Source organism: Streptomyces sp. NPDC056527 (assembly GCF_042794475.1).
GTDB lineage: Bacteria > Actinomycetota > Actinomycetes > Streptomycetales > Streptomycetaceae > Streptomyces.
The window spans coordinates 1-24616 of record NZ_JBHTTQ010000036.1; the positions used below are offsets into that span (position 1 = coordinate 1).

The 24616-nt window shown below is 71.0% G+C and carries 20 protein-coding genes; 10 read left to right on the forward strand and 10 right to left on the reverse strand.

The features are described 5' to 3' along the window. Window positions 1-148 precede the first annotated feature (148 nt). The 7 genes from ACFQ7Q_RS18940 to ACFQ7Q_RS18970 form a co-directional block, all read right to left on the reverse strand. Window positions 149-1459, reverse strand: coding sequence for a DUF58 domain-containing protein (locus ACFQ7Q_RS18940; RefSeq protein ID WP_383556309.1), 1311 nt, complete (start codon window positions 1457-1459; stop codon window positions 149-151). 12 nt (window positions 1460-1471) lie between these two features. Beyond that, entirely contained in the window at window positions 1472-2455 is a 984-nt protein-coding gene (locus tag ACFQ7Q_RS18945; protein WP_383556312.1) for an AAA family ATPase, read from the reverse strand. Next, window positions 2452-3657, reverse strand: a complete 1206-nt coding sequence (locus ACFQ7Q_RS18950) for a DUF4350 domain-containing protein (RefSeq protein WP_383556314.1) — start codon at window positions 3655-3657, stop codon at window positions 2452-2454. The genes ACFQ7Q_RS18945 and ACFQ7Q_RS18950 overlap by 4 nt, the downstream gene beginning before the upstream one ends. After that, window positions 3654-4325, reverse strand: coding sequence for a DUF4129 domain-containing protein (locus tag ACFQ7Q_RS18955; protein ID WP_383556423.1), 672 nt, complete (start codon window positions 4323-4325; stop codon window positions 3654-3656). The genes ACFQ7Q_RS18950 and ACFQ7Q_RS18955 overlap by 4 nt, the downstream gene beginning before the upstream one ends. A gap of 22 nt (window positions 4326-4347) precedes the next feature. Continuing rightward, window positions 4348-5574 carry a hypothetical protein gene (locus tag ACFQ7Q_RS18960; protein WP_383556317.1) on the reverse strand — a complete coding sequence of 409 codons (1227 nt, stop codon included), beginning with the start codon at window positions 5572-5574 and terminating at the stop codon, window positions 4348-4350. A 266-nt stretch (window positions 5575-5840) separates the two neighbouring features. Continuing rightward, a complete protein-coding gene (locus tag ACFQ7Q_RS18965; RefSeq protein ID WP_383556426.1) occupies window positions 5841-7220 on the reverse strand; it encodes an MFS transporter in 1380 nt (459 codons plus the stop codon). An 87-nt stretch (window positions 7221-7307) separates the two neighbouring features. Beyond that, on the reverse strand, window positions 7308-9155 hold the full coding sequence (locus tag ACFQ7Q_RS18970; RefSeq protein ID WP_383556320.1) for a glycoside hydrolase family 15 protein: 1848 nt from the start codon (window positions 9153-9155) through the stop codon (window positions 7308-7310). A gap of 315 nt (window positions 9156-9470) precedes the next feature. Here ACFQ7Q_RS18970 and mtrA point away from each other — a divergent pair, with 315 nt between their 5' ends. The 6 genes from mtrA (at window position 9471) to ACFQ7Q_RS19000 (ending at window position 16898) form a co-directional block, all read left to right on the forward strand. After that, window positions 9471-10148 (forward strand): two-component system response regulator MtrA, encoded by a 678-nt coding sequence (gene mtrA / locus ACFQ7Q_RS18975; RefSeq protein ID WP_009333493.1) that lies wholly within the window; start codon window positions 9471-9473, stop codon window positions 10146-10148. A 1-nt stretch (window position 10149) separates the two neighbouring features. Beyond that, the gene (mtrB, locus tag ACFQ7Q_RS18980; RefSeq protein WP_383556322.1) at window positions 10150-12162 is read left to right on the forward strand and encodes an MtrAB system histidine kinase MtrB; all 2013 of its coding nucleotides are present in this window, start codon (window positions 10150-10152) and stop codon (window positions 12160-12162) included. Then, on the forward strand, window positions 12152-14020 hold the full coding sequence (locus tag ACFQ7Q_RS18985) for an LpqB family beta-propeller domain-containing protein (protein WP_383556325.1): 1869 nt from the start codon (window positions 12152-12154) through the stop codon (window positions 14018-14020). The genes mtrB and ACFQ7Q_RS18985 overlap by 11 nt, the downstream gene beginning before the upstream one ends. A 122-nt stretch (window positions 14021-14142) precedes the next feature. Continuing rightward, on the forward strand, window positions 14143-14913 hold the full coding sequence (locus ACFQ7Q_RS18990; protein ID WP_383556328.1) for a ComF family protein: 771 nt from the start codon (window positions 14143-14145) through the stop codon (window positions 14911-14913). A gap of 330 nt (window positions 14914-15243) precedes the next feature. Beyond that, the gene (gene hpf, locus ACFQ7Q_RS18995; protein WP_383556330.1) at window positions 15244-15924 is read left to right on the forward strand and encodes a ribosome hibernation-promoting factor, HPF/YfiA family; all 681 of its coding nucleotides are present in this window, start codon (window positions 15244-15246) and stop codon (window positions 15922-15924) included. Between the two features lie 218 nt (window positions 15925-16142). Further along, window positions 16143-16898 carry a response regulator transcription factor gene (locus ACFQ7Q_RS19000; protein WP_361862689.1) on the forward strand — a complete coding sequence of 252 codons (756 nt, stop codon included), beginning with the start codon at window positions 16143-16145 and terminating at the stop codon, window positions 16896-16898. A 20-nt stretch (window positions 16899-16918) separates the two neighbouring features. Here the strand turns inward: ACFQ7Q_RS19000 and ACFQ7Q_RS19005 are convergent, their stop codons facing one another. Next, window positions 16919-18082 carry a winged helix-turn-helix domain-containing protein gene (locus ACFQ7Q_RS19005; protein WP_383556334.1) on the reverse strand — a complete coding sequence of 388 codons (1164 nt, stop codon included), beginning with the start codon at window positions 18080-18082 and terminating at the stop codon, window positions 16919-16921. Between the two features lie 30 nt (window positions 18083-18112). Continuing rightward, a complete protein-coding gene (locus ACFQ7Q_RS19010; protein WP_383556337.1) occupies window positions 18113-18697 on the reverse strand; it encodes a GNAT family N-acetyltransferase in 585 nt (194 codons plus the stop codon). A gap of 239 nt (window positions 18698-18936) precedes the next feature. Here ACFQ7Q_RS19010 and secA point away from each other — a divergent pair, with 239 nt between their 5' ends. Continuing rightward, complete coding sequence (gene secA / locus ACFQ7Q_RS19015) at window positions 18937-21747, forward strand: preprotein translocase subunit SecA (protein WP_383556340.1); 2811 nt, start codon at window positions 18937-18939, stop codon at window positions 21745-21747. Between the two features lie 76 nt (window positions 21748-21823). On the opposite strand, the gene ACFQ7Q_RS19020 is transcribed toward secA, so the two are convergent. After that, window positions 21824-22438 carry an Rv3235 family protein gene (locus tag ACFQ7Q_RS19020; RefSeq protein ID WP_383556343.1) on the reverse strand — a complete coding sequence of 205 codons (615 nt, stop codon included), beginning with the start codon at window positions 22436-22438 and terminating at the stop codon, window positions 21824-21826. 278 nt (window positions 22439-22716) lie between these two features. On the opposite strand from ACFQ7Q_RS19020, the gene ACFQ7Q_RS19025 reads away from it, so the two are divergent. The 3 genes from ACFQ7Q_RS19025 (at window position 22717) to ACFQ7Q_RS19035 (ending at window position 24564) form a co-directional block, all read left to right on the forward strand. Further along, window positions 22717-23223: a DUF6912 family protein gene (locus tag ACFQ7Q_RS19025; RefSeq protein WP_383556346.1), complete on the forward strand. Its 507-nt coding sequence runs from the start codon at window positions 22717-22719 to the stop codon at window positions 23221-23223. 40 nt (window positions 23224-23263) lie between these two features. Further along, window positions 23264-23923 carry an HAD family hydrolase gene (locus ACFQ7Q_RS19030; RefSeq protein ID WP_383556348.1) on the forward strand — a complete coding sequence of 220 codons (660 nt, stop codon included), beginning with the start codon at window positions 23264-23266 and terminating at the stop codon, window positions 23921-23923. Between the two features lie 431 nt (window positions 23924-24354). After that, window positions 24355-24564, forward strand: coding sequence for a hypothetical protein (locus ACFQ7Q_RS19035; protein ID WP_383556351.1), 210 nt, complete (start codon window positions 24355-24357; stop codon window positions 24562-24564). Window positions 24565-24616 lie beyond the last annotated feature (52 nt).

The following is a 24616-nucleotide window of genomic DNA, read 5'->3' on the forward strand; positions in this document are numbered from 1 at the left end:
GGTACTGCAGGGGGGACCCTGTGGGAGAGTAGGACGCCGCCGAACAATCATTGTGGGAAAGCCCCGCACCTTATGGTGCGGGGCTTTTCTGCGTTCTGGACCAGTCGGCATCGTGTGTGGGCTCCCCGAGGGGAGCCCACAGTCGTATTCAGAGGCGGCCGGCCGCCTTCAGTGCGAGGTAGGCGTCTGCCAGTGCGGGGGCGAGATCGTCAGGCGTCGCGTCGACGACCGTGACGCCGTGGCGACGGAGCTGGTCCGCTGTGCGGTGTCGTTGGGCCTGGGCCTGAGTGGCGGCAGCGGCCTCGTAGACGCCGTCGATCGTGCCGCGCTTCGCCGCCATGGCGGACGTGTGCGGATCGGCGACCGAGGCGACCAGCACTGTGTGGCGCTGAGTGAGCTGAGGGAGGACCGGGAGGAGGCCCTCCTCGATCGGGGCGGTGTCGAGGCTTGTGAGCAGGACGATGAGCGAGCGGCGCGGGGCCCGGGCCAACGCGGTGGCGGCCAGGGAGCGGGCGTCGGTCTCCACGAGCTCGGGCTCGAGCGGGGCCAGGGCGTTGACCACCGCGGGCAGGATGTCGGCGGCCGAGCGGCCCTGAACCTGGGCGCGCAGGCGGCGGTCGTAGGCCAGGAGGTCGACGCGGTCGCCGGCGCGGGAGGCCAGGGCGGTGAGGAGCAGAGCGGCGTCCATCGAGGCGTCGAGGCGCGGGACGTCTCCGACTCGGCCCGCGGAGGTGCGGCCGGTGTCGAGCACGATCAGGATGTGGCGGTCGCGCTCGGGGCGCCATGTGCGGACGGCGACGGTGGTCTGGCGGGCCGTGGCCCGCCAGTCGATGGAGCGGGTGTCGTCACCGGGGACGTAGTCGCGAAGGCTGTCGAACTCGGTGCCTTCGCCGCGGGTGAGGACGCTGGTGCGGCCGTCGAGTTCGCGCAGGCGGGCCAGGCGTGAGGGCAGGTGCTTGCGGCTGTTGAACGGCGGCAGCACGCGGACCGTCCAGGGGACGTCGTGGTTGCCCTGCCGGGCGGCCAGGCCCAGGGGGCCGAAGGAACGGACGGTGACGCGCTCCGCGTGGCGGTCACCGCGTCGGGTGGGGCGCAGGGCCGTGGTGATCCTGCGGCGTTCGCCGGCGGGCACGGTGAGCTTCTGGCGGGACGCGGCCTGGTCGGTGCCGGGCAGCCAGCTGCTGGGCGGCCAGGCGTCGCGGAGTTGGGCGCGCAGGCGGCGTCGCGAGGTGTTGGTGACCGTGAGCTGTACGTCCGCCTCGTCACCCAGTCGAACTGTTGTGTCACCGCTTCGGGTGAACTGCAGCGTTCGCACTGGCGCGGCCATCGCGTAGTCGCACAGAATTGCGAGTGAGAGGGGCGCGTTCACCGCGAGCATCCCCGTCCAACTGGGGGCGAGGATGCCCACGGGGAGCGATCCGAGGGCGGCGAGCAGTGCGGTTCGTCCGGTGAGGGCCATGGGGCGCCGTTCTCAGCGGGGTACGGGGACGTGGGCGAGGATCGAGTTGATGACGGAGTCGGCGGTGACGCCCTCCATCTCGGCCTCGGGCCGCAGCTGGATGCGGTGGCGGAGAGTGGGCAGTGCCAGGGCCTTCACATCGTCCGGGGTGACGTAGTCCCGGCCGGTGAGCCAGGCCCAGGCGCGGGCGGTGGAGAGCAGGGCGGTGGCGCCTCGGGGGGAGACGCCGAGGGTGAGCGAGGGGGATTCACGCGTGGCACGACAGATATCGACGACATAGCCGGCGATCTCGGGGGAGACCGAGGTCTTGGCGACGGCTTCGCGGGCGGCCTCGAGTGAGGCGGGGCCCGCGACCGGACGGATACCGGCGGCCTGGAGGTCGCGGGGGTTGAAGCCGTTCGCGTGCCGGGTCAGGACGTTGATCTCGTCCTCGCGAGAGGGCAGCGGGACGGTGAGCTTCAGCAGGAAGCGGTCGAGCTGGGCCTCGGGGAGGGGGTAGGTGCCCTCGTACTCGACCGGGTTCTGCGTCGCGGCGACCATGAACGGGTCGGGCAGCGGACGGGGCGTGCCGTCGACGGTGACCTGACGCTCCTCCATCGCCTCCAGGAGCGAGGACTGCGTCTTCGGAGGCGTGCGGTTGATCTCGTCGGCGAGCAGCAGGTTGGTGAAGACAGGACCGGGCTGGAAGGAGAACTCCGCGGTACGGGCGTCGTAGACCAGTGAACCGGTGACATCGCTCGGCATCAGGTCGGGGGTGAACTGGACGCGCTTGGTGTCCAGTTCGAGCGTGGCCGCGAGCGCGCGGACGAGCAGCGTCTTGGCGACGCCGGGGACTCCTTCGAGGAGGACGTGGCCCCGGCAGAGCAGGGCGACGACGAGTCCGGTGACGGCGGGGTCCTGGCCGACCACCGCCTTCGCGATCTCGGTGCGCAGGGCCTCCAGGGAGGCGCGGGCGCTGTCCGAGGTCGTGGCGGTCTCGGGGGTCGGGGCGCTCATGAGGTGCGTACCTCTCTTTCGAGGGCGTCGAGTTGGTCTGCCAGGCGGATGAGAGCGGCGTCGTCGGCGGGAGCCGGGCCGAAGAGAAGGTCCCGAGAGTCTGCCGCGGTCTCGGTGAGTCGTGCGGAGATCGCGGGGAGCAGGGTCTCGGGTGAGTGGGCGTCCTGGGTGGCGACACCGAGGAGCGGGGCGATCCGGGCGCGGGTCGCGGTGCGCAGGAGGACGGCCGCGCGGTCGCGTGCGTTGCCCTTGCGGTAGAGGCGGGCGCGGCCCTCGGTGGCCTCGGATGCCCGGATGGCGACGGGGAGCCGTTCGGTCACGAGGGGGCCGAGGCGTCGGGCTCGCCAGATGGCGGCGAGGGCGGCGGCGACGGCGAGTTGGAGGGTGCCCCAGAGCCAGCCCGAGGGGATGAGCGAGAGGAAGCTGTCGGCGGCGCTGTCGGGGGACTCGCCCTCGGGGTCGTCCTCGGCGGAAGTGTCGGAGAGGGAGGGGAGGTACCAGACGAGATGGCTGCGGGAGCCGAGGAGTTGCAGGGCGAGAGAGGCGTTGCCCTGCTTGTCGAGTCGTTCGTTGGCGAGGAAGTCGGCGGAGCCGAGGAGCACGGTGTCGCCGCGGGAGGTCGGGAACCTGAGCAGGGTTGCCATCCCGTCGCCGAGGTAGCAGGAGTCGGCCGTGTCGATCCCGGTGGTGTACCGCTCGCCGCCGATGTCGACGCTGCCGGCGCGGACGGCGGCGGGCAGGGAGCACTGGGGCTCACGCGTGGTCACCGAGGTGCTGGGGGCGACGGTGACGCCGGGGGCAAGGGTGCCGAGGGAGGGATGGCCCGCGCCGACGAGGACGGTGCGGCCCTGAGACTCCGTCATGGTGTGCCGCAGCACGGACTGCTGGTGGTCGGTCAGCAGGTCCGGGGTGGTGACGAGGAGGGTGCTGTCGGCTTCGGTGGCGGCGGTGACCTCGTCGAGGGTGGTGACCACCTGGATGCTGACGCCCTGGGCCTTGAGGATCTCGGCGATGGCTCGGCTGCCGTTGGGGTCGGCGGAGCGGGGGTCGAGGTGGCCGTGGTGGTCGGAGGACTGCACGGTCGCCAGGACGATGCCGCCGATCAGGATCAGGGCGAGCACGAGGAGTGCTCCCCGGGTCCGGGTCCAGATCTGGCGGGCGGAGAGGGAGGCCGAGGTGGCGCTGGTGCGCGGCCGGCTCATGCGGGCGCTCCCGTGGCCGCGGTGTCGAGGACGGGCTTGGTCCGCTCCAGGGAGACGTCCAGTTCCTCGATGCGGCGGTATGCGGGCTCGTCGGCCGTGCGGCCGCCGTATGTGACGTCGTCGAAGGAGCGTGCGGCGGCACGGAGTTCGTCCGTGTGGGAGGGCAGGGAGCGGCCCGCCTCGGCGGCGGCCTCGTCGGCGGTGCGGCCGGGTCGCGGGTCGAGAAGGGTGCGTTCCTCCAGGGAGCGGACGATGGCCCGCATCCGCTCCTGGACCGCCTGGTTCCAGCGGCCGGCGGAGGCATGCCGGGCGGCGGCGGCCCGGTGTTGCCCGGCGGTGCGGGGGCCGTCTTCGAAGAGGGAGTCCCCCGTGGAGGGCGTCCGCTGGGGGGTGCCGAGCCGCCACCAGAGGGCGGCGACCAGGGCGAGCACGACCACGACGATCGCGAGAAGTCCCAGCAGGCCACCGGGGGTTGCCCCGGAAGCCGAGCTGAAGAGGTCGTCGACCCACTCCCAGAAGCGGTCGAGGCCGCGTTCGAGCAGGCTGGGGTCGTTCTCGTGGTACATCGGCTTGGACAGTTCCCGCTCCGCCGCCTCTCGGGCGGGGACGCGGGGGATGTCCAGTGGTACGTCGTCGGCGTCCCGGATCGGCAGCCGCGCCGTGATCATGCCCCCCGTGTTGTGCACCCCGTCAGCTCCCGGTGGCGTTTTCGCCGGGTGCGGGGCCGTAGCCGGGGAGGCCTGCGGCCCGGGCGAGTTCGAGGTCCAGAGCCTCGCGGCGGATGCGCTGGTCCACGTAGAGGAGGACGGTGACACCGGCGGAGATCGGGTAGGTGATCGCGCTGGTGATGACGCCGCCGATGCCCGTGATGATCAGGAACGACCAGCCGAACTCGGGGGTGGAGCCCGAGGCCAGGCCGCTGAAGCCCTCGCCGTCGACGACGATCGCGAGGATGGCGAAGGGGACGGTGATGATCATCCCCACGATGAGGAGCAGGAGCTGCGTCAGCAGGGTGATGCCGAAGATGCGCCACCAGGCGCCCTGGACGAGCTTGGCGGAGCGCTTCATCGACTGGATGACGCCCTGTCGTTCCAGCATCAGGGCAGGCGAGGCCAGGCTGAAGCGGATCATCAGCCAGACGACGACGACCACGCCGACGAGGGCGCCGAGGACGACGAGCGCGCCGTCGGTCACGTCGCCGAGCAGGATTCCGGGCAGCATGGCGCCGAAGATGATCGCCGCGCTGATCACCGGGAGCAGCAGGGTCAGCCCGAGCAGCTGGAGCAGACGCGGGCGGGCCTCCTGCCAGGCGGCACCGATCGAGACCGGGCGGCCGAGGACGGCGCGGCTGATCACCACGGTGAGGAGTGCGGCGCTCACCAGCGTCGCCATCAGAAGGATGAGGATCGCGGGGATCGAACCGACCAGCGACGTCTGCAGGGAGTCGCCGAGCTGTGCCATGGCCTCGTCGGGGGAGGCGTTCGGGTCGATCGCGGGCGCTGTCGGGACCAGGAACCGCTGGACGAGGATGTCGGCGACCTGCGAGATCACGGCGACGGTGACGGTGATGGTCAGGACCGTGCGCCAGTAGGTGCGCATCGTCGACACGGCGCCGTCGAGGATCTCGCCCATGCCCAGGGGGCGCAGCGGGATCACACCGGGCTTGGCGGCCGGCGGCTTGCCCCAGTTCCCGTGCTGCGGCGGACCGCCCCAGCCCTGGCCGGGCTGAGGTGCGGGGGCCTGGCCGGGCACGGGAGCGGTCGGCGGGGACCACTGTCCGGCGGGCGGTTGTTCCTTGGACCACTGGGGGGCGGAGCCGTTCGCGTCACCGGGCGTCGCGGGCCGGGGAACCCCGGTACCGTCCTGGCCGTCGGAGGGAGCAGATCCGGGCGAGGTCCAGCCCGGAGTGTCGTTCACGGTCGTCCACCTCGAGGAATGGTCGCGGGGCCGGCTCGGCGAGTCGGCACGGTCTCAGTGGCCGATCGCCTGTCCGGGCGGCGGGCCGTGAGCCATCGTGCCACGAGGGGCCCGCCGGTGGGCGGGGGCCGGTCTTCCCATTCTCGTCTTCATCGCGGGTGCTCAAGGGGGGCAGACGGGGCGGATGCCTGATCAGTGCGCACAAACCGCAGCGGCGGTGACCGGGAGGTCTGTCCGCCTCCGGTGTGTGGGCGGGCGCTCCGCGGCTAACGGGCACCAGGTGGCTGAGGCGGGGGGTCGGCCGGGGCCGCCCCGGTGGTGGCGGTGCGGGGGAGGCGTGTGGCGGTGACGAGACCGGCGAGGGCGCCGAACGCGAGGGTGGCCATGGCGGCGGCGTAGGCGTTCTGGGTCAGGTTGGCGACGAGGATGGTGCCGGCGATGGCGGTGCCGAAGGTGGAGCCGAGGTTGGAGACGCTCCGGGACAAGCCGGAGATCTCTCCTTGTTGATCTTCTGGGAAGGCGGATTGGACCACGTTCACGGACGGGGTGAGCATGACGCCGAGCCCCAGGCCGATCAGCAGCAGGCCAGGGGCGAACGCCCACGGGCTCGGGTTGCCGGCGACCAGGGCGATCAGGATGCCGATGCCGACGATGGCGAGGGCGAACCCGGCGATGATCAGTGTCCGTTGCGGAACACGTCTGGCGAGGCGTTCCGCGGCGAGTGAAGAGGCCAGCACTCCGAGGGTGGCCGCGGTGAAGATGACGCCCGTCTCGATGGCGTCGTAGCCGCGTACGACCTGGAGGTAGGTGGCGACGGTGAACGAGGTGCCCATGAGCAGCAGCCATTGGGCGTTCTGGGTGACCAGGCCGAGGTTGGATGTGCGGTCACGGAAGAGGCCGGTGGACAGCAGCGGCTCTCTTCCGGCGCGCTCCTCGCTGCGGATCCAGTGCACGAACCACGCCAGTACGAGAAGGCCGGCGACGAGCAGGCCGAGCATCAGGCCCAGGTTGTCGTCGGCGGCCAGGATGCCCATGACGACCAGGACCAGCCCGCCCGCGGACAGGACGGCGCCTCGGACGTCGAAGCGGCGGTCGGGATCGGCCGGCAGGGGGTCTTCGATCGTGCGACTCAGCGCGATGATCAGCGCGATCACGAGGGCTTGGAAGACGAATGCCGCGCGCCAGCTGATCGCGGAGGTGATGAGCCCGCCGATCAACGGCCCTGCGGCCGCTCCCACGCCGCCGGCGGCCATGATGACGCCGAACGCACGGGCTCGGGACGTGAGGTCGGTGTACAGCAGCGTGGTGAGGATGTAGACCGGCGGGATGAGCAGGGCTGTACCGACGCCTTCGAAGATGGAGTTGCCCAGGATCAGCACACCGAGTCCGGGGGCGACGGCGCTGAGGATCGCGCCGATGCCGTAGACGACGAGGCCGACGAGGAAGCAGCGTTTCCGGCCGAAGCGGTCGGTCGCCTTGCCGCCGGGGATCATCAGGGCGGCCATGACCAGGAGGAACACGGTGATCGCGACCTGCACGCCCTGAACGGTGGTGTTCAGGTCGTGGCTGATGTCGTTGATCATCACGTTCATGTTGGAGCCCGCGAAGCTGCAGATGAACTGTGCGAGCGCGAGCGGCGCCAGCATCCGTGTGCCGGCCCGGGCGGGGCGGGCATGCCCGTGGGCGGCGGCGTCTTCGGTCACGGGACCTGGCCTCTCTCGGGGGCGGGCGGCTCAGGCGTCCGACCGGTCGGCGCGGTCGAGCTCCTCGTCGAGCGCGAGGGCCGCGGCGACGAGCGCGAGATGAGTGAAGGCCTGCGGGAAGTTGCCGAGTTGCTCTCCCGAGGGGCCGATCTCCTCGGCGAACAGGCCGACGTGGTTGGCGTAGGTGAGCATCTTGTCGAAGGCGTAACGCGCCTGGTGGACGCGGCCGGAACGGGCGAGGGCCTCGACGTAGAGGAAGCTGCACAGACTGAAGGTGCCCTCGGAGCCTCGCAGTCCGTCGGGCGAGGCCGCCGGGTCGTAGCGGTAGACGAGGCTGTCGCTGACGAGTTCCTCCCCCATGGCGTCGAGGGTGCTGATCCAGTCGGGGTCGGTGGGGGACACGAAGCCGACGCGGGGCATCAGGAGCAGCGAGGCGTCGAGGACGTCGGTGTCGTAGTGCTGGACGAAGGCCGCACGTTCGTCGCTCCAGCCCCGTTCGGTGATCTGCTGGAGCACGGTGTCGCGGACGTCGTGCCAGCGACGGAGGTCGGCGGGGCGGGAGTGGGTGGTGGCGAGCCGGATGGCGCGGTCGAGGGCGACCCAGGTCATCAGGCGGCTGAAGGTGAAGTTCTGGCGCCCGCCGCGGGTCTCCCAGATGCCCTCGTCCGGGCGGTCCCAGTTGTCGCACAGCCAGTCGATGAGCCCGGCGAACACACGCCAGCCACGGAGTCCTCCGATGTCGTCCGCCTGGCCGAGCGCGTAGGCCGCCTCGCCGTAGATGTCGAGCTGGATCTGGTCGGCCGCCGCGTTGCCGGCCCGGACCGGGGCCGAGCGCCGGTAGCCCTCGAGGTGGTCGAGGACCTCCTCGGTCAGGTGAGGCTCGCCGTCCACGCGGTACATGATCTGCAAGGGCTCGCCCGAAGCGGTGCCCCCGGCCTCCAGTCGCTCGCGCATCCACCGGCGGAACGCCTCTGCCTCGGTGGTGAAACCGAGGTCGATCAGAGCGCGCACGGACAAGGACGCGTCCCGTACCCAGGTATAGCGGTAGTCCCAGTTGCGTTCACCACCGATCTCCTCGGGCAGGCCCATGGTGGCTGCCGCTATCGGAGCACCGGTCGGTGCGTAGGTGAGCAGCTTGAGGGTGATCGCGGAACGGATGACCATCTCGTGCCAGCGGCCCCTGTAGCGGCAGGACCGCAGCCACCTGAGCCAGAAGTCACGGCAGGCGTCGAGCGTCGCCGTCACCCCTTCCTCGGTCGGCAGCGTCCCGCCGGGGTACTCACTGCGCGAGCCCGGCTCGCCGGTCTCGCTGGTGAGGATCACCGCGGCGCTCTGCCCGGCGTTCAAGGTGAAGCGGGCGGTGACGTCGACGCCGTCGGCGTGGAGCGACATCGGCCCGGCCGCCTGTACGTGCAGATCGGTGTCCGGGCCGTGGAAGACGACGCTGCCGTCATCGAGACGGCTGAGGGTGTGTGCCGCCCGGCCGTAGTCGAAGCGGGGCCGGCACACCAGCTCGAAGGGAAGGCTGCCGCGGACCACCCTGGCGATACGGATGAGCCGGTGCCTGTCGGCGGGGACACGCGCGGCGATGGGCTCCATGAAGTCGATGACTTCTCCGACGCCCTGCGGGGCCATGAAGCGGGTGATGAGAACGGGCGTGTCGGGCAGGTACAGCTGGCGCACCGTGGTCCGCTCGCCGAGATCGGCGGCGAGACGGCAGTGGCCGCCCCGATCGCTGTCGAGCAGCGACGCGAACAGGCTGGGCGAGTCGAACCGGGGCGTGCACCACCAGTCCACCGTCCCGTCGGAGGCCACCAGCGCCGCAGTCTGCAGGTCGCCCACCAGCCCGTGATCCGCGATCGGAGGGTAGTCGTTCATGGCCTCTCCCGCCGGGAGACCAGGGTGGGCCCCCCTCCATGCTTGCCGCCGTTCCCGGTTCTCCGCATCTTGGAGCGGGGGAGGCCGCGGACAGAGCCGCTCACTTCTTCTCGTCCTGGGGCATGGGCTGGAGTCCGCCGCGCAAGGTACGGTTTTGGGCGACCACATCGGGGGCCACGGGCGTGACATCCATGTCTGACATCGACACCCACAGACACCGGCGGCTAACGGCGCGCAATCACGGACGTCACCGCAGGTCAGTGAGGTATCTCACCAGCCGCCTAGAGACTGATACGGAAATGGGATGATGTCGATATGAAGGGACGCGTTCTTGTCGTCGACGACGACACCGCACTGGCCGAGATGCTCGGCATCGTGCTGCGGGGTGAAGGGTTCGAGCCGTCGTTCGTAGCGGACGGCGACAAGGCGCTTGCCGCATTTCGTGAGGCCAAACCGGACCTGGTGTTGCTGGACCTCATGCTGCCCGGCAGGGACGGCATCGAGGTGTGCCGGCTCATCAGGGCGGAGTCCGGCGTGCCCATCGTCATGCTCACGGCCAAGAGCGACACGGTCGACGTGGTGGTGGGGCTCGAGTCCGGGGCCGACGACTACATCGTCAAGCCGTTCAAGCCGAAGGAGCTCGTCGCCCGTATCCGGGCGCGGCTGCGGAGGTCGGAGGAGCCCGCGCCGGAGCAGCTCGCCATCGGCGATCTGGTCATCGACGTGGCCGGTCACTCGGTGAAGCGGGACGGGCAGTCCATCGCCCTGACGCCGCTCGAGTTCGATCTGCTCGTCGCGCTGGCCCGTAAGCCGTGGCAGGTGTTCACCCGCGAGGTCCTGCTGGAGCAGGTCTGGGGCTACCGGCACGCGGCCGACACCCGGCTCGTGAACGTGCACGTCCAGCGGCTGCGCTCGAAGGTCGAGAAGGACCCGGAGCGCCCGGAGATCGTGGTCACCGTCCGTGGTGTCGGATACAAGGCGGGGCCGAGCTGACATGAGCATAGGCAGTACTGCTCCGAAGCCCGGCGAGCCGGGAGTCCGGTCGGGGCGGACTGCCGGACCGAGGCGGGGGGGCTCGCGATTCGGCCGTCTGCTCCGTGGTGGACGACTGCTCCAGGACGGGGCGCCGGGTGGACCGGTGCTCCGGCTCTTCGCACGCTGGGTGCGCCGTCCGTTGCTGCCCGCCGTACGGCTGTGGCGGCGCAACCTCCAGCTGCGGGTCGTCGCGGGCACCCTGCTGATGTCACTCGGTGTGGTGCTGCTGCTCGGCCTGGTCGTCATAGGCCAGGTCCGCAACGGTCTGCGTGATGCCAAGGAGCAGGCCGCCCAGAGTCAGGCCGCGGGCGGTTTCTCGGCCGCCCAGGACAAGGCGGCGACGACGCCCTACGTGCCCGGTGGGCAGGACGGCGGCCGCGCCGGTGCCTCGCTGACCTGGCGTTCCACGCTGGTGGAGCAGCTGGCCAGTGGTGGCCAGAGCGCGTTCAACGTGGTCGCGCTGTCCCTGGAGGACTCGGACGGGCCCGCGAGCCGCGGCGCCCGTGCCTCCGGCGAGGTCGATCCGGCCACGAGCATCCCCGACGACCTGCGGCACTCCGTGGGCCAGGGCTCGGGCACCTTCCAGACGTACACGCGGATCCACTACACCAACGGCAAGGACTCCGAGGCCGGGCTCGTCGTCGGCAAGCGGCTCAACGACGCCGAGGGCACCCAGTACGAGCTGTACTACCTCTTCCCGCTGACGCACGAGGAGGACTCCCTCGGCCTGGTGAAGGGCACGCTGGCGACCGCGGGGCTGTTCGTGGTGGTGCTGCTCGGCGCCATCGCGTGGCTGGTCGTGCGCCAGGTCGTCACACCCGTGCGGATGGCGGCGGGGATCGCCGAGCGGCTCTCCGCCGGCCGTCTCCAGGAGCGGATGAAGGTCACCGGCGAGGACGACATCGCCCGGCTCGGTGAGGCCTTCAACAAGATGGCGCAGAACCTGCAGCTGAAGATCCAGCAGCTGGAGGAGCTCTCGCGGATGCAGCGGCGGTTCGTCTCGGACGTGTCGCACGAGCTGCGTACGCCGCTGACGACGGTACGGATGGCGGCGGACGTCATCCACGAGGCCCGGGTCGACTTCGACCCGGTCACCGCGCGCTCCGCCGAGCTGCTCGGCGACCAGCTCGACCGATTCGAGTCGCTGCTCGCCGATCTGCTGGAGATCAGCCGTTTCGACGCGGGAGCCGCGGCGCTGGAGGCCGAGCCGATAGACCTGCGCCAGGTCGTCCGGCGGGTCATCGGCGGCGCGGAGCCGCTCGCCGAGCGCAAGGGCGGCCGGATCGTGGTCGTCGGAGACGAGCAGCCGGTCGTGGCCGAGGCGGACGCCCGCCGGGTCGAGCGGGTGCTGCGCAATCTCGTCGTCAACGCCGTCGAGCACGGCGAGGGCCGCGACGTGATCGTCCGGCTGGCCGCCGCGGGCGGCGCCGTCGCCGTCGCCGTACGGGACTACGGCGTGGGGCTCAAGCCGGGCGAGGCGACCCGGGTCTTCAACCGGTTCTGGCGGGCGGACCCGGCACGCGCGCGTACCACCGGTGGTACGGGCCTGGGCCTGTCGATCGCGGTGGAGGACGCGCGGCTGCACGGCGGCTGGCTCCAGGCGTGGGGCGAGCCCGGCGGGGGCTCGCAGTTCCGGCTCACCCTGCCGAGGACGGCGGACGAGCCGCTGCGCGGATCCCCGATCCCGCTGGAGCCGGAGGACTCGCGGCGCAATCGTGAGCAGGCGGCGGCCGCCGAGCGGGGGCAGGAGAGCGGGGCACGCCGGGTGACCGTGCCGGTGCAGCATGCGGGCGACCGTCCGGCGCTGCCCGTGCCGCCGCGGCTGCCGACGGTGCCGCGGGCCACGGTGGATCCGACGGCGCTGCCGGGCAATGGTGCGCGGGTGGTCGCGCGGGCGTCGGCCGAGGTCGACAGCGGTGAGGCGATGGCGTCGGCGAACGCCGAGGGGGAGGACGGAACAGGTGAGCGCTGACTCTCGAGGGCAGCGGTCGTCCGGCGCCGTGCGGGCAGGTGTGCTGTTCGCCTGCGGCGGCGTGCTGGCGACCGGTTGCGCGACGATGCCCGACAGCGGGGACGTACGGAGTGTGAAGGCGTCCAATCCGGGCGACTCGCAGGTCCGGGTGTACGCCGTGCAGCCGCGGGAGAACGCGGAGCCCGACGAGATCGTCGACGGCTTCCTGGAGGCGATGACCAGTGACGACCCCGGTTTCGCCACGGCGCGGAAGTATCTGACGAAGGATGCGGCGCGGACCTGGAAGCCCGGGCAGAGCATCACCGTGCTCACCACGGCGCCGGACCGTGAGCAGGCCGACCGGATCGCGGACCCGGAGAGCCAGGGGCGGTCGTATCCGATCCGCGGCCGGCAGATCGCCACGGTGGACGCCAGGCATGCGTACCAGCCGATGAGCCCTGCCGAGTACAAGGACTTCATCCACGTGGTGCAGCAGCCCTCCGCGGACGGCAAGGGCAAGGAGTGGCGCATCGACCACCTGCCGTCGGGGCTTGTGCTCAGCGAGGCCGACTTCCAGCGCAACTACCGCTCCGTCAACAAGTACTACTTCGCCTCCGGGCAGGAGTGGGTCGTCGCCGACCCGGTGTACATCCGGCAGCGGCAGGACCCGGTGACCCGGATGGATCCGGTGACCCAGACCGTCAAGGCGCTGCTCGAGGGCCCGACGAACTGGCTGAAGCCGGCGGTGGATTCGCGCTTTCCCTCCGGTACGGAGCTGAAGGAGGGCGTCACCTCGCTCACGACGGACGACCAGTCCACGCTGAAGGTGCCGCTCAACGCCAAGGCCGATCGGGTGGGCGGGGAGGTGTGCCGGCGGATGGCGGCTCAGTTGCTCTTCACGCTGGGCGATCTGACGTCCGTACGGGTCGAGCAGGTGGAGCTCCAGCGGGGCTCGGACGGCGGGCGGCTGTGCGTGCTGTCGAAGGCGCAGGCGGAGGAGTTCGCCCCGGTGCACGACTCGGGCCGGGCGGAGAACCCGTTCTTCGTCGACGAGCACGGCATGGTGAAGACGCTGCCCGTCGGCGGCAAGGAGGACGCGGAGGCGGACGCGACGCTCGGGCCCTTCGGCAAGGGTGCGATGCCGCTGCGGTCGGTCGCGGTGGACCGTGAGGAGAGCCGGGCGGCCGGTGTCGGCAAGGACGGACGGGAGCTGCGCGTGGCGTCGATCCTCTCCGACGACGAGCTGCCTCCCGCGCTGGTGTCGAGCGGTGCGGCCCGGCCCGAGGACCGGTTGTCCGCGCCGAGCTGGGACGGCCGGGGCGATCTGTGGGTCGCGGACCGCGACCCGGTGAAGCCGCGCCTGTGGATGGTCCCGGGCGGCGCCGGGGAACCCGTCGAGGTGCGAGCGCCCTGGCTCGCGGACGGGGGCCGCGTCGAGTCGCTGCGGGTCTCCGCGGACGGCGTGCGGATCGCGCTGCTGGTCAAGGAGAAGGAAGGCCGCACCACCCTGAAGATCGGCCGGGTGGAGCGGGAGGGCAGCGGGGCGCAGCAGACGGTGTCGGTCGTCGATCTGCAGCCCGTCGCGCCGCGCATGGAGAACGTCACGGCCGTGTCCTGGGCCGGTCCGAGCAGGCTCGTCGTGGTCGGCAAGGAGGCGGGGGGCGTCCAGCAGATCCGCTACATCCAGACGGACGGGGCGACCTCCACGGCTTCGGTGCTGCCCGGCCTGAACGGGGTGACGGCCGTCGCCGCGCCGAACGACGAGCGCGCTCCGGTGGTCGCCGACTCGGGCAACGACGGCATCGTGCGGCTGATGCCGGGTGCGAACTGGCAGCGGATGGTCAAGGTCGCCGGCTCCGGGCCGGTCTATCCGGGGTAGCCGAACGCAGGCTCCCGGCCGCCGCTCGCCCGGGAAGGCCCGTTCCCGGCCCGCGCCCGCCAGCCGCCGGCCCGTTGTCCACAGGGGTGGCCGCCCGGGTCCGGCAGGAGGACAGTGGAGCCATGCGGGGGTGGTGGCGCGAGATCGCCGGACTGGTGCTGCCGGTCGCCTGCGGAGGCTGCGGCAGGCCCCGTACGGAGTTGTGCCCGCGGTGCCGGGAGGAGCTGGCAGGCCCCGGCCCGCGCCGGGTACGGCCCGTTCCCGAGCCGGCCGGGCTGCCGGTCGTCCATGCCTCGGCGCCGTACGCCGACGCAGTGCGTTCGGTCCTTCTCGCCCACAAGGAGCGCGGCGCGCTCTCTCTCGCCGGACCCCTCGGGTCGGCGCTCGCGGGCGCCGTGGAGGCTGCTGCCGGGCGCGGTGACGCCTCGGGGACCGGCCCCCTGCTCCTTGTACCGGTGCCCTCGTCACGTCGCTCGGTGCGGGCGCGTGGCCACGATCCGACCCGGCGCATCGCGCTCGCCGCGGCGGGCCGCCTGCGCAGTCGGGGGCGGGCTGCTCGGGTGATTCCGGTGCTGCGCCAGCGCCGCGCCGTGGCGGACCAGTCGGGGCTCGGTGCCCGCGGACGGTTCGCCAATCTGGCCGGGGCGCTGGAGGTCGTGGCCGGAGGCGCGCGGCTCATGGAGGGCGGGCGTGTGGTGCTGGTCGACGATCTGATGACCACGGGCGCCTCGTTGACGGAGGCGGCGCGGGCACTGAGTGCCGTACACCTGCCGTTCATTCGGGCACGGAGTGAAGGCACGGCGGAAAGCGGCACGCCGGAAAGAGGATTCGTACACGCCCCGGCGGCGGTAGTCGCATGTTCTCCGTCGTCGTTCGAGATAAACCGGAACTGACGGAGAACTTGCATCGTTGCAGGTGGTGAGAGGTGACAACACCCGAACGGAGGTATGTGGCGGTAGCGGGTGCCGACACCCGTCCGAACGAGCTATGTTCGGTTGTGAGGAGTGGCGAATGCTACGCCTCAGCGAATGCACGGGTGCGCCTACAGGACAGGAGTTCAGGGCGAATTAACCTCGGGTCGGTGGGGTGGGGATCTTGCCGACTGGGGAGGAGGAGGTGAAAGTCGCCAAGTCCGAGGCTCCGGCATTCACCGGAGTCTGGTGCAAAGGGAGAAGCTCGACGGCCAAGGAGCCGTTCCGAGCGATCCGGGAACGGAGTTCTGCGTGGACATCGTCGTCAAGGGCCGCAAGACCGAGGTGCCCGAGCGGTTCCGCAAGCACGTGGCCGAGAAGCTGAAGCTGGAGAGAATCCAGAAGCTCGACGGCAAGGTGATCAGCCTCGACGTCGAGGTGTCCAAGGAGCACAACCCGCGGCAGGCCGACAGGTCCGACCGTGTAGAGATCACCCTCCACTCCCGAGGCCCGGTGATCCGGGCAGAAGCGGCAGCAGGCGACCCGTACGCAGCGCTCGACCTCGCCAGCGACAAGCTGGACGCGCGACTGCGCAAGCAGCACGACAAGCGGTACACCCGCCGTGGCAACGGCAGGCTGTCGGCAGCCGAGGTCGCCGACGTGGTGCCGGGCGTCGCACAGCTCAACGGAAACGGCGAGCTGGTGGGCGAGGAGACCGGCGGGGTGCCCACCACGATGATGGGCTCGATCGAAGTGCAGGGCGAAGGCCCGCTGGTGGTCCGCGAGAAGACCCACCGGGCCGCCCCGATGACCCTCGACCAGGCGCTCTACGAGATGGAACTCGTCGGTCACGACTTCTATCTGTTCGTCGACTCCGACACCAAGCAGCCGAGTGTCGTCTACCGGCGGCACGCATACGACTACGGCGTCATCCATCTGGAGAGCGACCCGCTCGCCGAGGGCGGCGGCGCCGGTGGTGCCCTCGGCGGCTGACCCACAGCCCCAGCGCCACCTCTGCTCTGTCCGTCACGGTGCCCCTGGAGCGCCCCTTGCGCCCCCAGGGGCACCCCCGTGCGACCCCGTGGTTGCCACGGGATCACCGCACTGTCGTCCGGGCATGAAATCATGGCGTGCACGCCAACCGGTGTTTTGAGAGCAGCGGTTGGAGGACCGAACACGAATTCAGGCCACGGCCTTCAGGGGGAGGAACGATGGCGGACAGCTTCGGGCCGGTGCACAGCGGGCGAGAGCCTGATGGCGCGGCCACCCCCGAGGGATCGGATTCGGACAGCGGGGACTCCCGCAAAGAGCCGATCCGGGTCCTCGTGGTGGACGACCATGCCCTCTTCCGTCGCGGCCTGGAGATCGTCCTCGCCCAGGAGGAGGACATCCAGGTCGTCGGCGAGGCGGGCGACGGGGCGGAGGCCGTCGACAAGGCCGCCGACCTGCTGCCCGACATCGTGCTGATGGATGTCCGGATGCCCAAGCGCGGCGGTATCGAGGCCTGCACCTCCATCAAGGAGGTGGCCCCCAGCGCGAAGATCATCATGCTGACGATCAGCGACGAGGAGGCCGATCTCTACGATGCGATCAAGGCGGGCGCGACCGGCTATCTCCTGAAGGAGATCTCCACCGACGAGGTCGCCACCGCGATTCGCGCCGTGGCCGACGGCCAGTCGCAGATCAGCCCGTCGATGGCGTCCAAGCTCCTCACCGAGTTCAAGTCGATGATCCAGCGCACGGACGAGCGCCGGCTGGTGCCGGCGCCCCGGCTGACCGACCGTGAGCTGGAAGTCCTCAAGCTCGTCGCGACCGGGATGAACAACCGGGACATCGCCAAGGAGTTGTTCATCTCCGAGAACACGGTGAAGAACCACGTGCGCAACATCCTGGAGAAGCTCCAGCTGCACTCCAGGATGGAGGCCGTGGTCTACGCGATGCGGGAGAAGATCCTCGAGATCCGCTGACGCGGGGAGGACCCGCGGGATCAGGCGAGGGAGGCGGTCAGCGGGGCGATCAGCTCCGGGCGGTCCGCCCGCTCGATCCGTACGGAGTCGCAGCCCACCCATCCGGCCGCCTCGCGCAGCGCCTGCGCCATCGGGCCGACCGCCTTGGGGGACTCCAGCGACACCTGCCGGGCCACCAGCGTCCTGCCCTCGCGCGCCGGGTCGACACGGCCCAGCAGCTTCCCGCCCGCCAGCAGCGGCATGGCGAAGTAGCCGTGCACGCGCTTCTGCTTCGGCACGTACGCCTCCAGGCGGTGCGTGAAGCCGAAGATCCGCTCCGTGCGCGGCCGCTCCCAGATCAGCGAGTCGAACGGCGACAGCAGCGTCGTACGGTGCCGGCCGCGCGGCTCCGTCGCCAGCGCCGCGGGATCGGCCCAGGCCGGCTTGGCCCAGCCCGCCACCGTCACCGGCACGAGCCCGGAAGCCTCCACCACCGCGTCGAACGCCTCGCCCTTGATCCGGTGGTAGTCGGCGATGTCGGCGCGCGTACCCACACCCAGCGCCTCGCCCGCCTGCCGCACGAGCCGCCGCAGACACTCCGTGTCGTCCAGATCGACCTGGAGCAGGGAGTCCGGGATCGCCCGCTCGGCCAGGTCGTAGACCCGCTTCCAGCCGCGCCGCTCGGTGCAGACCACCTCGCCGTACATCAGCGCCCGCTCGACGGCGATCTTCGACTCGGACCAGTCCCACCACTCGCCCTTGTTCTTCGCGCCGCCGAGCTCCGTCGCGGTCTGCGGGCCCTCCGTGCGCAGCTGCTTGATCACGGCGTCGTACGCGCCGTCGGGCAGATCGTGGTGCCACTGCGGACGGGAGCGGTAGGCACGGCGCCGGAAGGCGAAGAGCGGCCACTCCTCGACCGGCAGGATGCAGGCCGCGTGCGACCAGTACTCGAAGGCGTGTCCCTCGGTCCAGTACGCGTCCTCGACCGTCGTACGGCCCACCGCGCCCAGGCGGGCGTAGGGGATCAGCTCGTGCGAGCGGGCCAGGACGGAGATCGTGTCGAGCTGGACCTGGCCCAGGTGCCGCAGCACGCCCCGCACCCCCGCACGGCGGTCGGGCGCGCCCAGGAATCCCTGGGCGCGCAGGGCGATCCGGCGGGCCTCGTCCGCGGACAGTTCGGCAACAGGCGGCGGCGCAGTCGTCATGATCCGCAGCCTAGGGGTCGGCACTGACAGTCATCCCTGGGTCCGGGAAGTCGCCGCCGGATACGGCAGGGCGCACGGCAGGCCGAGGTCGGACGGCAGCAGCGCGCCGACCCAGACGTCCCGCAGCACGCCGTTGTTCGGCAGCGCGGCGCGCAGCACGCCCTCGACCGCGAAACCGGCCTTCTCGGCGGTCGCCCGCGAGCCCGCGTTGCCGACCTCGGCGCGCCACTCCAGGCGCGTGCAGCGGAGCTCCGTGAAGGCCCAGTCGGCCAGCGCGAGGACGGCCTCCGTCATGTAGCCGCGGCCCCGGTGCTCCTTGGCCGTCCAGAACCCGACCTCCCACGTGCCCGAGCGCGGATGGTGCAGCGCGACGGCGGCGAGTACCGGGCCGCCCTCGCGGGGCCGTACGGCGAAGCTGTACTCGGTGTCGTCGCGCCAGCCGTCGGGGACGACACGGTTCAGGAAGAACTCGGCGTCCTGCCGCCCGTAGGGCGAGGGGACGGTCGTCCAGCGCTGGATCTCGGGGTCCTGGCAGATCGCGTGGACCTCGTCGGCGTCCCCGGGCGCGAACCCGCCGAGGGTCAGGCGCTCCGTGATCAGTGTCTTCGGCTCCATGACGGAATTCTGGTGAGCGGAGCGTCGCGAAGCGAACACTTTTCGGACCCTGCGGCACCTTCGGCGCGTCTCGCGCGTTCTCATTCCGGGCAGCCGTGACGCTCCGGCCCTGCGGGCCTCCCGGCGCGGCGGCGGTCTCGCTTACGATGGCCGTTGCGGTGGGGACCACCTGCCGTGCCCGCGCCCGAGTCCATCACAAGACCCAGTGCCAGGCCCGACCGGCAAGGAGACCAGCCTCAGTGTCCGTCTTCAACAAGCTCATGCGTGCAGGCGAAGGCAAGATCCTGCGCAAACTGCACCGCATCGCGGACCAGGTCAACTCCATCGAAGAGGACTTCGTCAACCTCTCCGACGCCGAGTTGCGGGGGCTCACCGAGGAGTACAAGCAGCGGTACGCCGACGGTGAGAGCCTCGACGACCTGCTCCCCGAGGCCTTCGCGACCGTCCGCGAGGCCGCCAAGCGCGTCCTCGGCCAGCGCCACTACGACGTCCAGCTGATGGGCGGCGCCGCCCTGCACCTCGGCTACGTGGCCGAGATGAAGACCGGTGAGGGCAAGACCCTCGTCGGCACGCTCCCGGCGTACCTGAACGCGCTGTCCGGCAAGGGCGTGCACCTGATCACGGTGAACGACTACCTGGCCGAGCGCGACTCCGAGATGATGGGCCGCGTCCACAAGTTCCTGGGCCTCGAGGTCGGCTGCATCCTCGCCAACATGACGCCGGCCCAGCGTCGCGAGCAGTACGCCTGCGACATCACGTACGGCACGAACAACGAGTTCGGCTTCGACTACCTGCGCGACAACATGGCGTGGTCCAAGGACGAGCTCGTCCAGCGCGGCCACAACTTCGCCTGTGTCGACGAGGTCGACTCCATCCTCGTCGACGAGGCCCGTACGCCGCTGATCATCTCCGGCCCGGCCGACCAGGCCACCAAGTGGTACGGCGACTTCGCCAAGCTGGTCACCCGCCTCACCAAGGGTGAGCCCGGAAACCCGCTCAAGGGCATCGAGGAGACCGGCGACTACGAGGTCGACGAGAAGAAGCGCACCGTCGGCATCCACGAGTCCGGCGTCGCCAAGGTCGAGGACTGGCTGGGCATCGACAACCTCTACGAGTCGGTGAACACCCCGCTCGTCGGGTACCTGAACAACGCCATCAAGGCCAAGGAACTCTTCAAGAACGACAAGGACTACGTCGTCATCGACGGCGAAGTCATGATCGTCGACGAGCACACCGGCCGTATCCTCGCCGGCCGCCGCTACAACGAGGGCATGCACCAGGCGATCGAGGCGAAGGAAGGGGTGGACATCAAGGACGAGAACCAGACCCTCGCCACGATCACCCTGCAGAACTTCTTCCGCCTCTACGACAAGCTCTCCGGCATGACCGGTACGGCCATGACCGAGGCGGCCGAGTTCCACCAGATCTACAAGCTCGGCGTCGTCCCGATCCCGACGAACAGGCCCATGGTCCGTAAGGACCAGTCGGACCTGATCTACCGGACCGAGGTCGCCAAGTTCGCCGCCGTCGTCGACGACATCGCGGAGAAGCACGAGAAGGGCCAGCCGATCCTCGTCGGTACGACGTCGGTCGAGAAGTCCGAGTACCTCTCCCAGCAGCTCTCCAAGCGCGGCATCCAGCACGAGGTGCTCAACGCCAAGCAGCACGACCGTGAGGCGACGATCGTCGCCCAGGCCGGCCGCAAGGGCGCCGTCACCGTCGCCACGAACATGGCCGGCCGAGGCACCGACATCAAGCTCGGTGGCAACCCGGACGACCTGGCCGAGGCCGAGCTGCGCCAGGCGGGCCTGGACCCGGTCGAGCACGTCGAGGAGTGGGCCGCGGCCCTCCCGGCCGCCCTCGAGCGTGCCGAGGCGGCCGTGAAGGCGGAGTTCGAGGAGGTCAAGGAGCTCGGCGGGCTGTACGTGCTGGGCACCGAGCGCCACGAGTCCCGCCGGATCGACAACCAGCTGCGCGGTCGTTCCGGCCGCCAGGGCGACCCGGGCGAGTCCCGCTTCTACCTCTCTCTCGGCGACGACCTGATGCGCCTGTTCAAGGCCCAGATGGTCGAGCGCGTCATGGCCATGGCCAACGTGCCGGACGACGTGCCGATCGAGAACAAGATGGTGACCCGCGCGATCGCCTCCGCGCAGTCCCAGGTCGAGACCCAGAACTTCGAGACGCGTAAGAACGTCCTGAAGTACGACGAGGTCCTCAACCGGCAGCGCGAGGTCATCTACGGCGAGCGCCGCCGCGTCCTGGAGGGCGAGGACCTGCACGAGCAGATCCAGCACTTCATGGACGACACGATCGACGACTACATCAGCCAGGAGACCGCCGAGGGCTTCGCGGAGGAGTGGGACCTCGACCGGCTGTGGACGGCGTTCAAGCAGCTCTACCCGGTGAAGGTGACCGTGGACGAGCTGGAGGAGGCGGCCGGCGACCGTGCGGGCATCACCGCCGACTTCATCGCCGAGTCCGTCAAGGACGACATCCACGAGCAGTACGACGCCCGCGAGAAGTCGCTCGGCTCGGACATCATGCGTGAGCTGGAGCGCCGCGTGGTCCTCTCCGTGCTCGACCGCAAGTGGCGCGAGCACCTCTACGAGATGGACTACCTCCAGGAGGGCATCGGCCTGCGCGCCATGGCGCAGAAGGACCCGCTGGTCGAGTACCAGCGCGAGGGCTTCGACATGTTCACCGCCATGATGGAGGGCATCAAGGAGGAGTCCGTCGGCTACCTGTTCAACCTGGAGGTCCAGGTCGAGCAGCAGGTCGAGGAGGTCCCGGTGCAGGACGCGGCTCCCTCGCTCACCAAGGAGGACGCCGTGCCGGCGCCCGCCGGGCGTCCGGAGATCCGCGCCAAGGGGCTCGACGCCCCGCAGCGGCCGGACCGGCTGCACTTCACCGCGCCCAAGGTGGACGGTGACGGCAGCGTCGTCGAGGGCGACTTCGTGAGCGAGGACGCCTCGGCCGGCGGTGATGGTCTGACGCGCGCGGAGCGTCGCAAGGCGCAGAAGAGCAGCGGCGGGCGTCGCCGCAAGAAGTAACCCCCAGCGGGGAGGAGGGGCCGGGCACCTGATGAGGTGGCCGGCCCCTCCGTCATGTCCGGCCGGTCACGGCCGGTCACGGCCGGGCCTGGGCGGGCACGCGGGGCCGGGCGGGCGCGGGCGGCCGGAGTGGTACGCGGGGCTCGGCGGGCAGGGGTGACCGCTCCTCCACGCGCGCGTGGAGGCCGTCGAGCTCGACGGCGGCGCAGCGCCACCGACGGTCGGCGCCGCGTTCCAGACGGAAGGCCATGGCCCTGATCCGTTCGCCGGTGGCGACGGTCGCGCAGACCTCGACGGCATCCGTCCTGGGCGGGTGGAAGCGGCAGGTACGGAGCACGGGCCGGGCGCCCAGAGACCTGAAGGGGGTTTCCGGGGCGAGCTGGACGAGCTGTTCGTACGCCTCCCCGACGGTCATGCCGAGCATCCAGTGGACGGGCCGCTCGCCGCTGAGGACGGCGAGCAGGCGCTCGGCGAAGAGAGCGTGCGGCGGGAGCGCACGGGGCCGCGTACGGACGCGTGAGGGGGCGTCGGGGCGGGATCCGGCGGAGCCGCGGGGGCCGGTGCCGGCGGGGCCGCGGGGCGCGGTGCGGGGGCGAGGGGTACGTGGACGCGTCGTCGCGGCGGGGGCGAGCGAGGGAGCGGGCTCGGACGGGGGCGTCGTGGTGGTGCGCGTCGTGGTGATGGCGTCCATGAGCGGATCCCCGTTCCGTACGGCCTCGGCGGTCTACCGGGCGGTAACTTCTGTTGGGGATCTTGTACGGGGGTGCTCGGCGCCCCCGCAAGGCTCCGTGGCGGTCCACGCGGCCGTTCGGCGACTTCACCTATCAGGGTGACGGGAGGGTCCTCCCGGTCTGTCGGGGCGGGGGCGGGGGATGCCTCGGGTGGACCCGCGAGACGGCGGCCCGGGGACCCCGAAGGGGGACTCCGCACGTATCCTGAGGGCGTTTCCGACTACGAAAGCGGCCAGCCATGCGCGTGTACGTCCCCCTGACCCTCGCCGGTCTCGCACAGGCGCACAAGGCGGGCGAGCTGGGCCCGGGTCCGCTGACCGCGTACGCCGTGACCCCCGCCCTGCGCGAGTGGTACGTCTCCGACGACATCGAGGAGCTGGAGTACGCGGCGCTCAGCCGGGCCGCGTCCGCTTCCCTGCGGCTGCTCGCCGGGGACCCCTCGGCGGCGCGGCGCCGGATCGTCGTCGCCGTCGACGTGCCGGACAAGGAGGCCGTGGCCGACCCCGACCGCGGCCTGGACGCCTCCTCGCTGGGCGAGGTCCGCATCGCCGGAGCCGTACCGCTGGCGAAGGCGGCGGCCGTGCACGCCGACGCGGACGACGCCGAGGCGGACGTCTCGGCGGCGGCGGACGCGCTGGGGGCGGCGGACCAGGGCGACGACGACGCACAGTTCACGGTGGACGGCGCCGAGGACCACGAGCTGCTGTGGTTCGGGGTGCAGGAGATTCCGGGGCTGCTGGGCTGACGGACGTCGCCCTGTCGGCGGGTGCCGGTACCGTCTTCGCATGGGGAAGCACGGAAAGCACCTGGTCTGGGACTGGAACGGCACGCTGCTCGACGACACCGACGCGGTCATCGGGGCGACGAACGCCGCTTTCGCCGAGCTGGGCCTGGAGCCGATCACGCTGGCGCGCTACCGGGACCTGTACACGGTGCCGGTGCCGAAGTTCTACGAACGGCTGATGGGCCGGCTGCCCACGGACGCTGAGTGGGAGCTGATGGACGGCGCGTTCCACCGGCACTACTGGCAGCGGGCCGAGGGCTGCGGTCTGACGACCGGGGCGGCGGAGCTGCTGGCCACGCGGCAGTCGTCCGGTTTCACACAGTCGCTGCTCTCCCTGGCGCCGCATGCCGAGCTGATACCGCTGGTGCGGAGGCACGGGATCGAGGAGCGGTTCGTGCGGGTGGACGGGCGGATCGGGTCGTCGACGGAGGGGAAGTCGGCGCACATGGTGCGCCACCTGGAGGCGCTCGGCGGTGTCGACCCGGTACGGATCGTGGTGATCGGGGACGCGGCCGACGACGCACGGGCGGCGGCGCACGTGGGGGCGCGTGCCGTTCTCTACACCGGAGGGTCGCACAGCAGGGCCTCGCTGGAGGCGGTGGGAGTACCCGTGGTCGACTCGCTCGCGGAGGCGGTCGCCGTGGCGGAGGAGCTGGTCTAGAGGAGCCGGGCCGGGGGCGGAGCCGGTCGGGGACGCGGGCCTGGGACCGCGGCGGCCGTGCCGTCAAGTCCCAGGTTTGACCAACCAGGCGCATGGCGCTGTCCACAGCGTCAAAGTTGCACTCCCTCTTTTGTACACATACGGACCATGACGACTCCCCAGGTGGGACCGGTAGGCTCGTCACTGCTGACGGAAGGTCACACGGCTCAACGGGCGTACGCCCAGGGCGTGTTGATCGGACAAGGCCGATAACGACCCGGTCGTTTCTCACGCCGGGTGAGAATCCTGTCGCGGATGCGGAGCGCATCCGACGGTCCCTGGACGTGGCGAAGGGAGACCCGGAAGAGGCCCGAGCTTGCCGGCCGGCCTCTCCTGCGGATCTCCCTCGCGCGCCGACGGGGGCACCCCCTGTTGCGAGGAGAGTGGTTCCCTTGGCGTCTCACGACGGTATCTCAGGCAAGGCCCTGGGCGGCAGCCGTGCTCTGGCGTGGTTCACGGCCTGCGTGGGCCTGCTGGCGCTGGTCGTCGCGGCGGTCCTGGCCGTCGGCGGCCATGGCGAGGCGGCTGTGGCCGTGGGCGCGGTCGGTGTGGCTGTCGCCGGTGGCGGTGGACTGCGGGTGACGGTGAACGTCCGCCGGTGAGCGAGGGCGGAGCGGGCGCGCGCCAAGGGCCGAGGACGGGCCCCACCCGCGC

Bases quoted from the DNA above. Each gene is read 5' to 3' on its own strand.
- ACFQ7Q_RS19010 (WP_383556337.1), bottom strand. From the start codon at position 18,697: ATGGAGCCGAAGACACTGATCACGGAGCGCCTGACCCTCGGCGGGTTC.
- ACFQ7Q_RS19020 (WP_383556343.1), bottom strand. From the start codon at position 22,438: ATGGACGCCATCACCACGACGCGCACCACCACGACGCCCCCGTCCGAG.
- ACFQ7Q_RS18955 (WP_383556423.1), bottom strand. From the start codon at position 4,325: ATGATCACGGCGCGGCTGCCGATCCGGGACGCCGACGACGTACCACTG.
- ACFQ7Q_RS18965 (WP_383556426.1), bottom strand. From the start codon at position 7,220: ATGCTGGCGCCGCTCGCGCTCGCACAGTTCATCTGCAGCTTCGCGGGC.
- ACFQ7Q_RS19005 (WP_383556334.1), bottom strand. From the start codon at position 18,082: ATGACGACTGCGCCGCCGCCTGTTGCCGAACTGTCCGCGGACGAGGCC.
- ACFQ7Q_RS19025 (WP_383556346.1), top strand. From the start codon at position 22,717: ATGCGCGTGTACGTCCCCCTGACCCTCGCCGGTCTCGCACAGGCGCAC.
- mtrB (WP_383556322.1), top strand. From the start codon at position 10,150: ATGAGCATAGGCAGTACTGCTCCGAAGCCCGGCGAGCCGGGAGTCCGG.
- ACFQ7Q_RS18970 (WP_383556320.1), bottom strand. From the start codon at position 9,155: ATGAACGACTACCCTCCGATCGCGGATCACGGGCTGGTGGGCGACCTG.
- ACFQ7Q_RS18950 (WP_383556314.1), bottom strand. From the start codon at position 3,657: ATGAGCCGGCCGCGCACCAGCGCCACCTCGGCCTCCCTCTCCGCCCGC.
- ACFQ7Q_RS18940 (WP_383556309.1), bottom strand. From the start codon at position 1,459: ATGGCCCTCACCGGACGAACCGCACTGCTCGCCGCCCTCGGATCGCTC.
- mtrA (WP_009333493.1), top strand. From the start codon at position 9,471: ATGAAGGGACGCGTTCTTGTCGTCGACGACGACACCGCACTGGCCGAG.
- ACFQ7Q_RS18945 (WP_383556312.1), bottom strand. From the start codon at position 2,455: ATGAGCGCCCCGACCCCCGAGACCGCCACGACCTCGGACAGCGCCCGC.
- ACFQ7Q_RS19030 (WP_383556348.1), top strand. From the start codon at position 23,264: ATGGGGAAGCACGGAAAGCACCTGGTCTGGGACTGGAACGGCACGCTG.
- ACFQ7Q_RS18990 (WP_383556328.1), top strand. From the start codon at position 14,143: ATGCGGGGGTGGTGGCGCGAGATCGCCGGACTGGTGCTGCCGGTCGCC.
- ACFQ7Q_RS19000 (WP_361862689.1), top strand. From the start codon at position 16,143: ATGGCGGACAGCTTCGGGCCGGTGCACAGCGGGCGAGAGCCTGATGGC.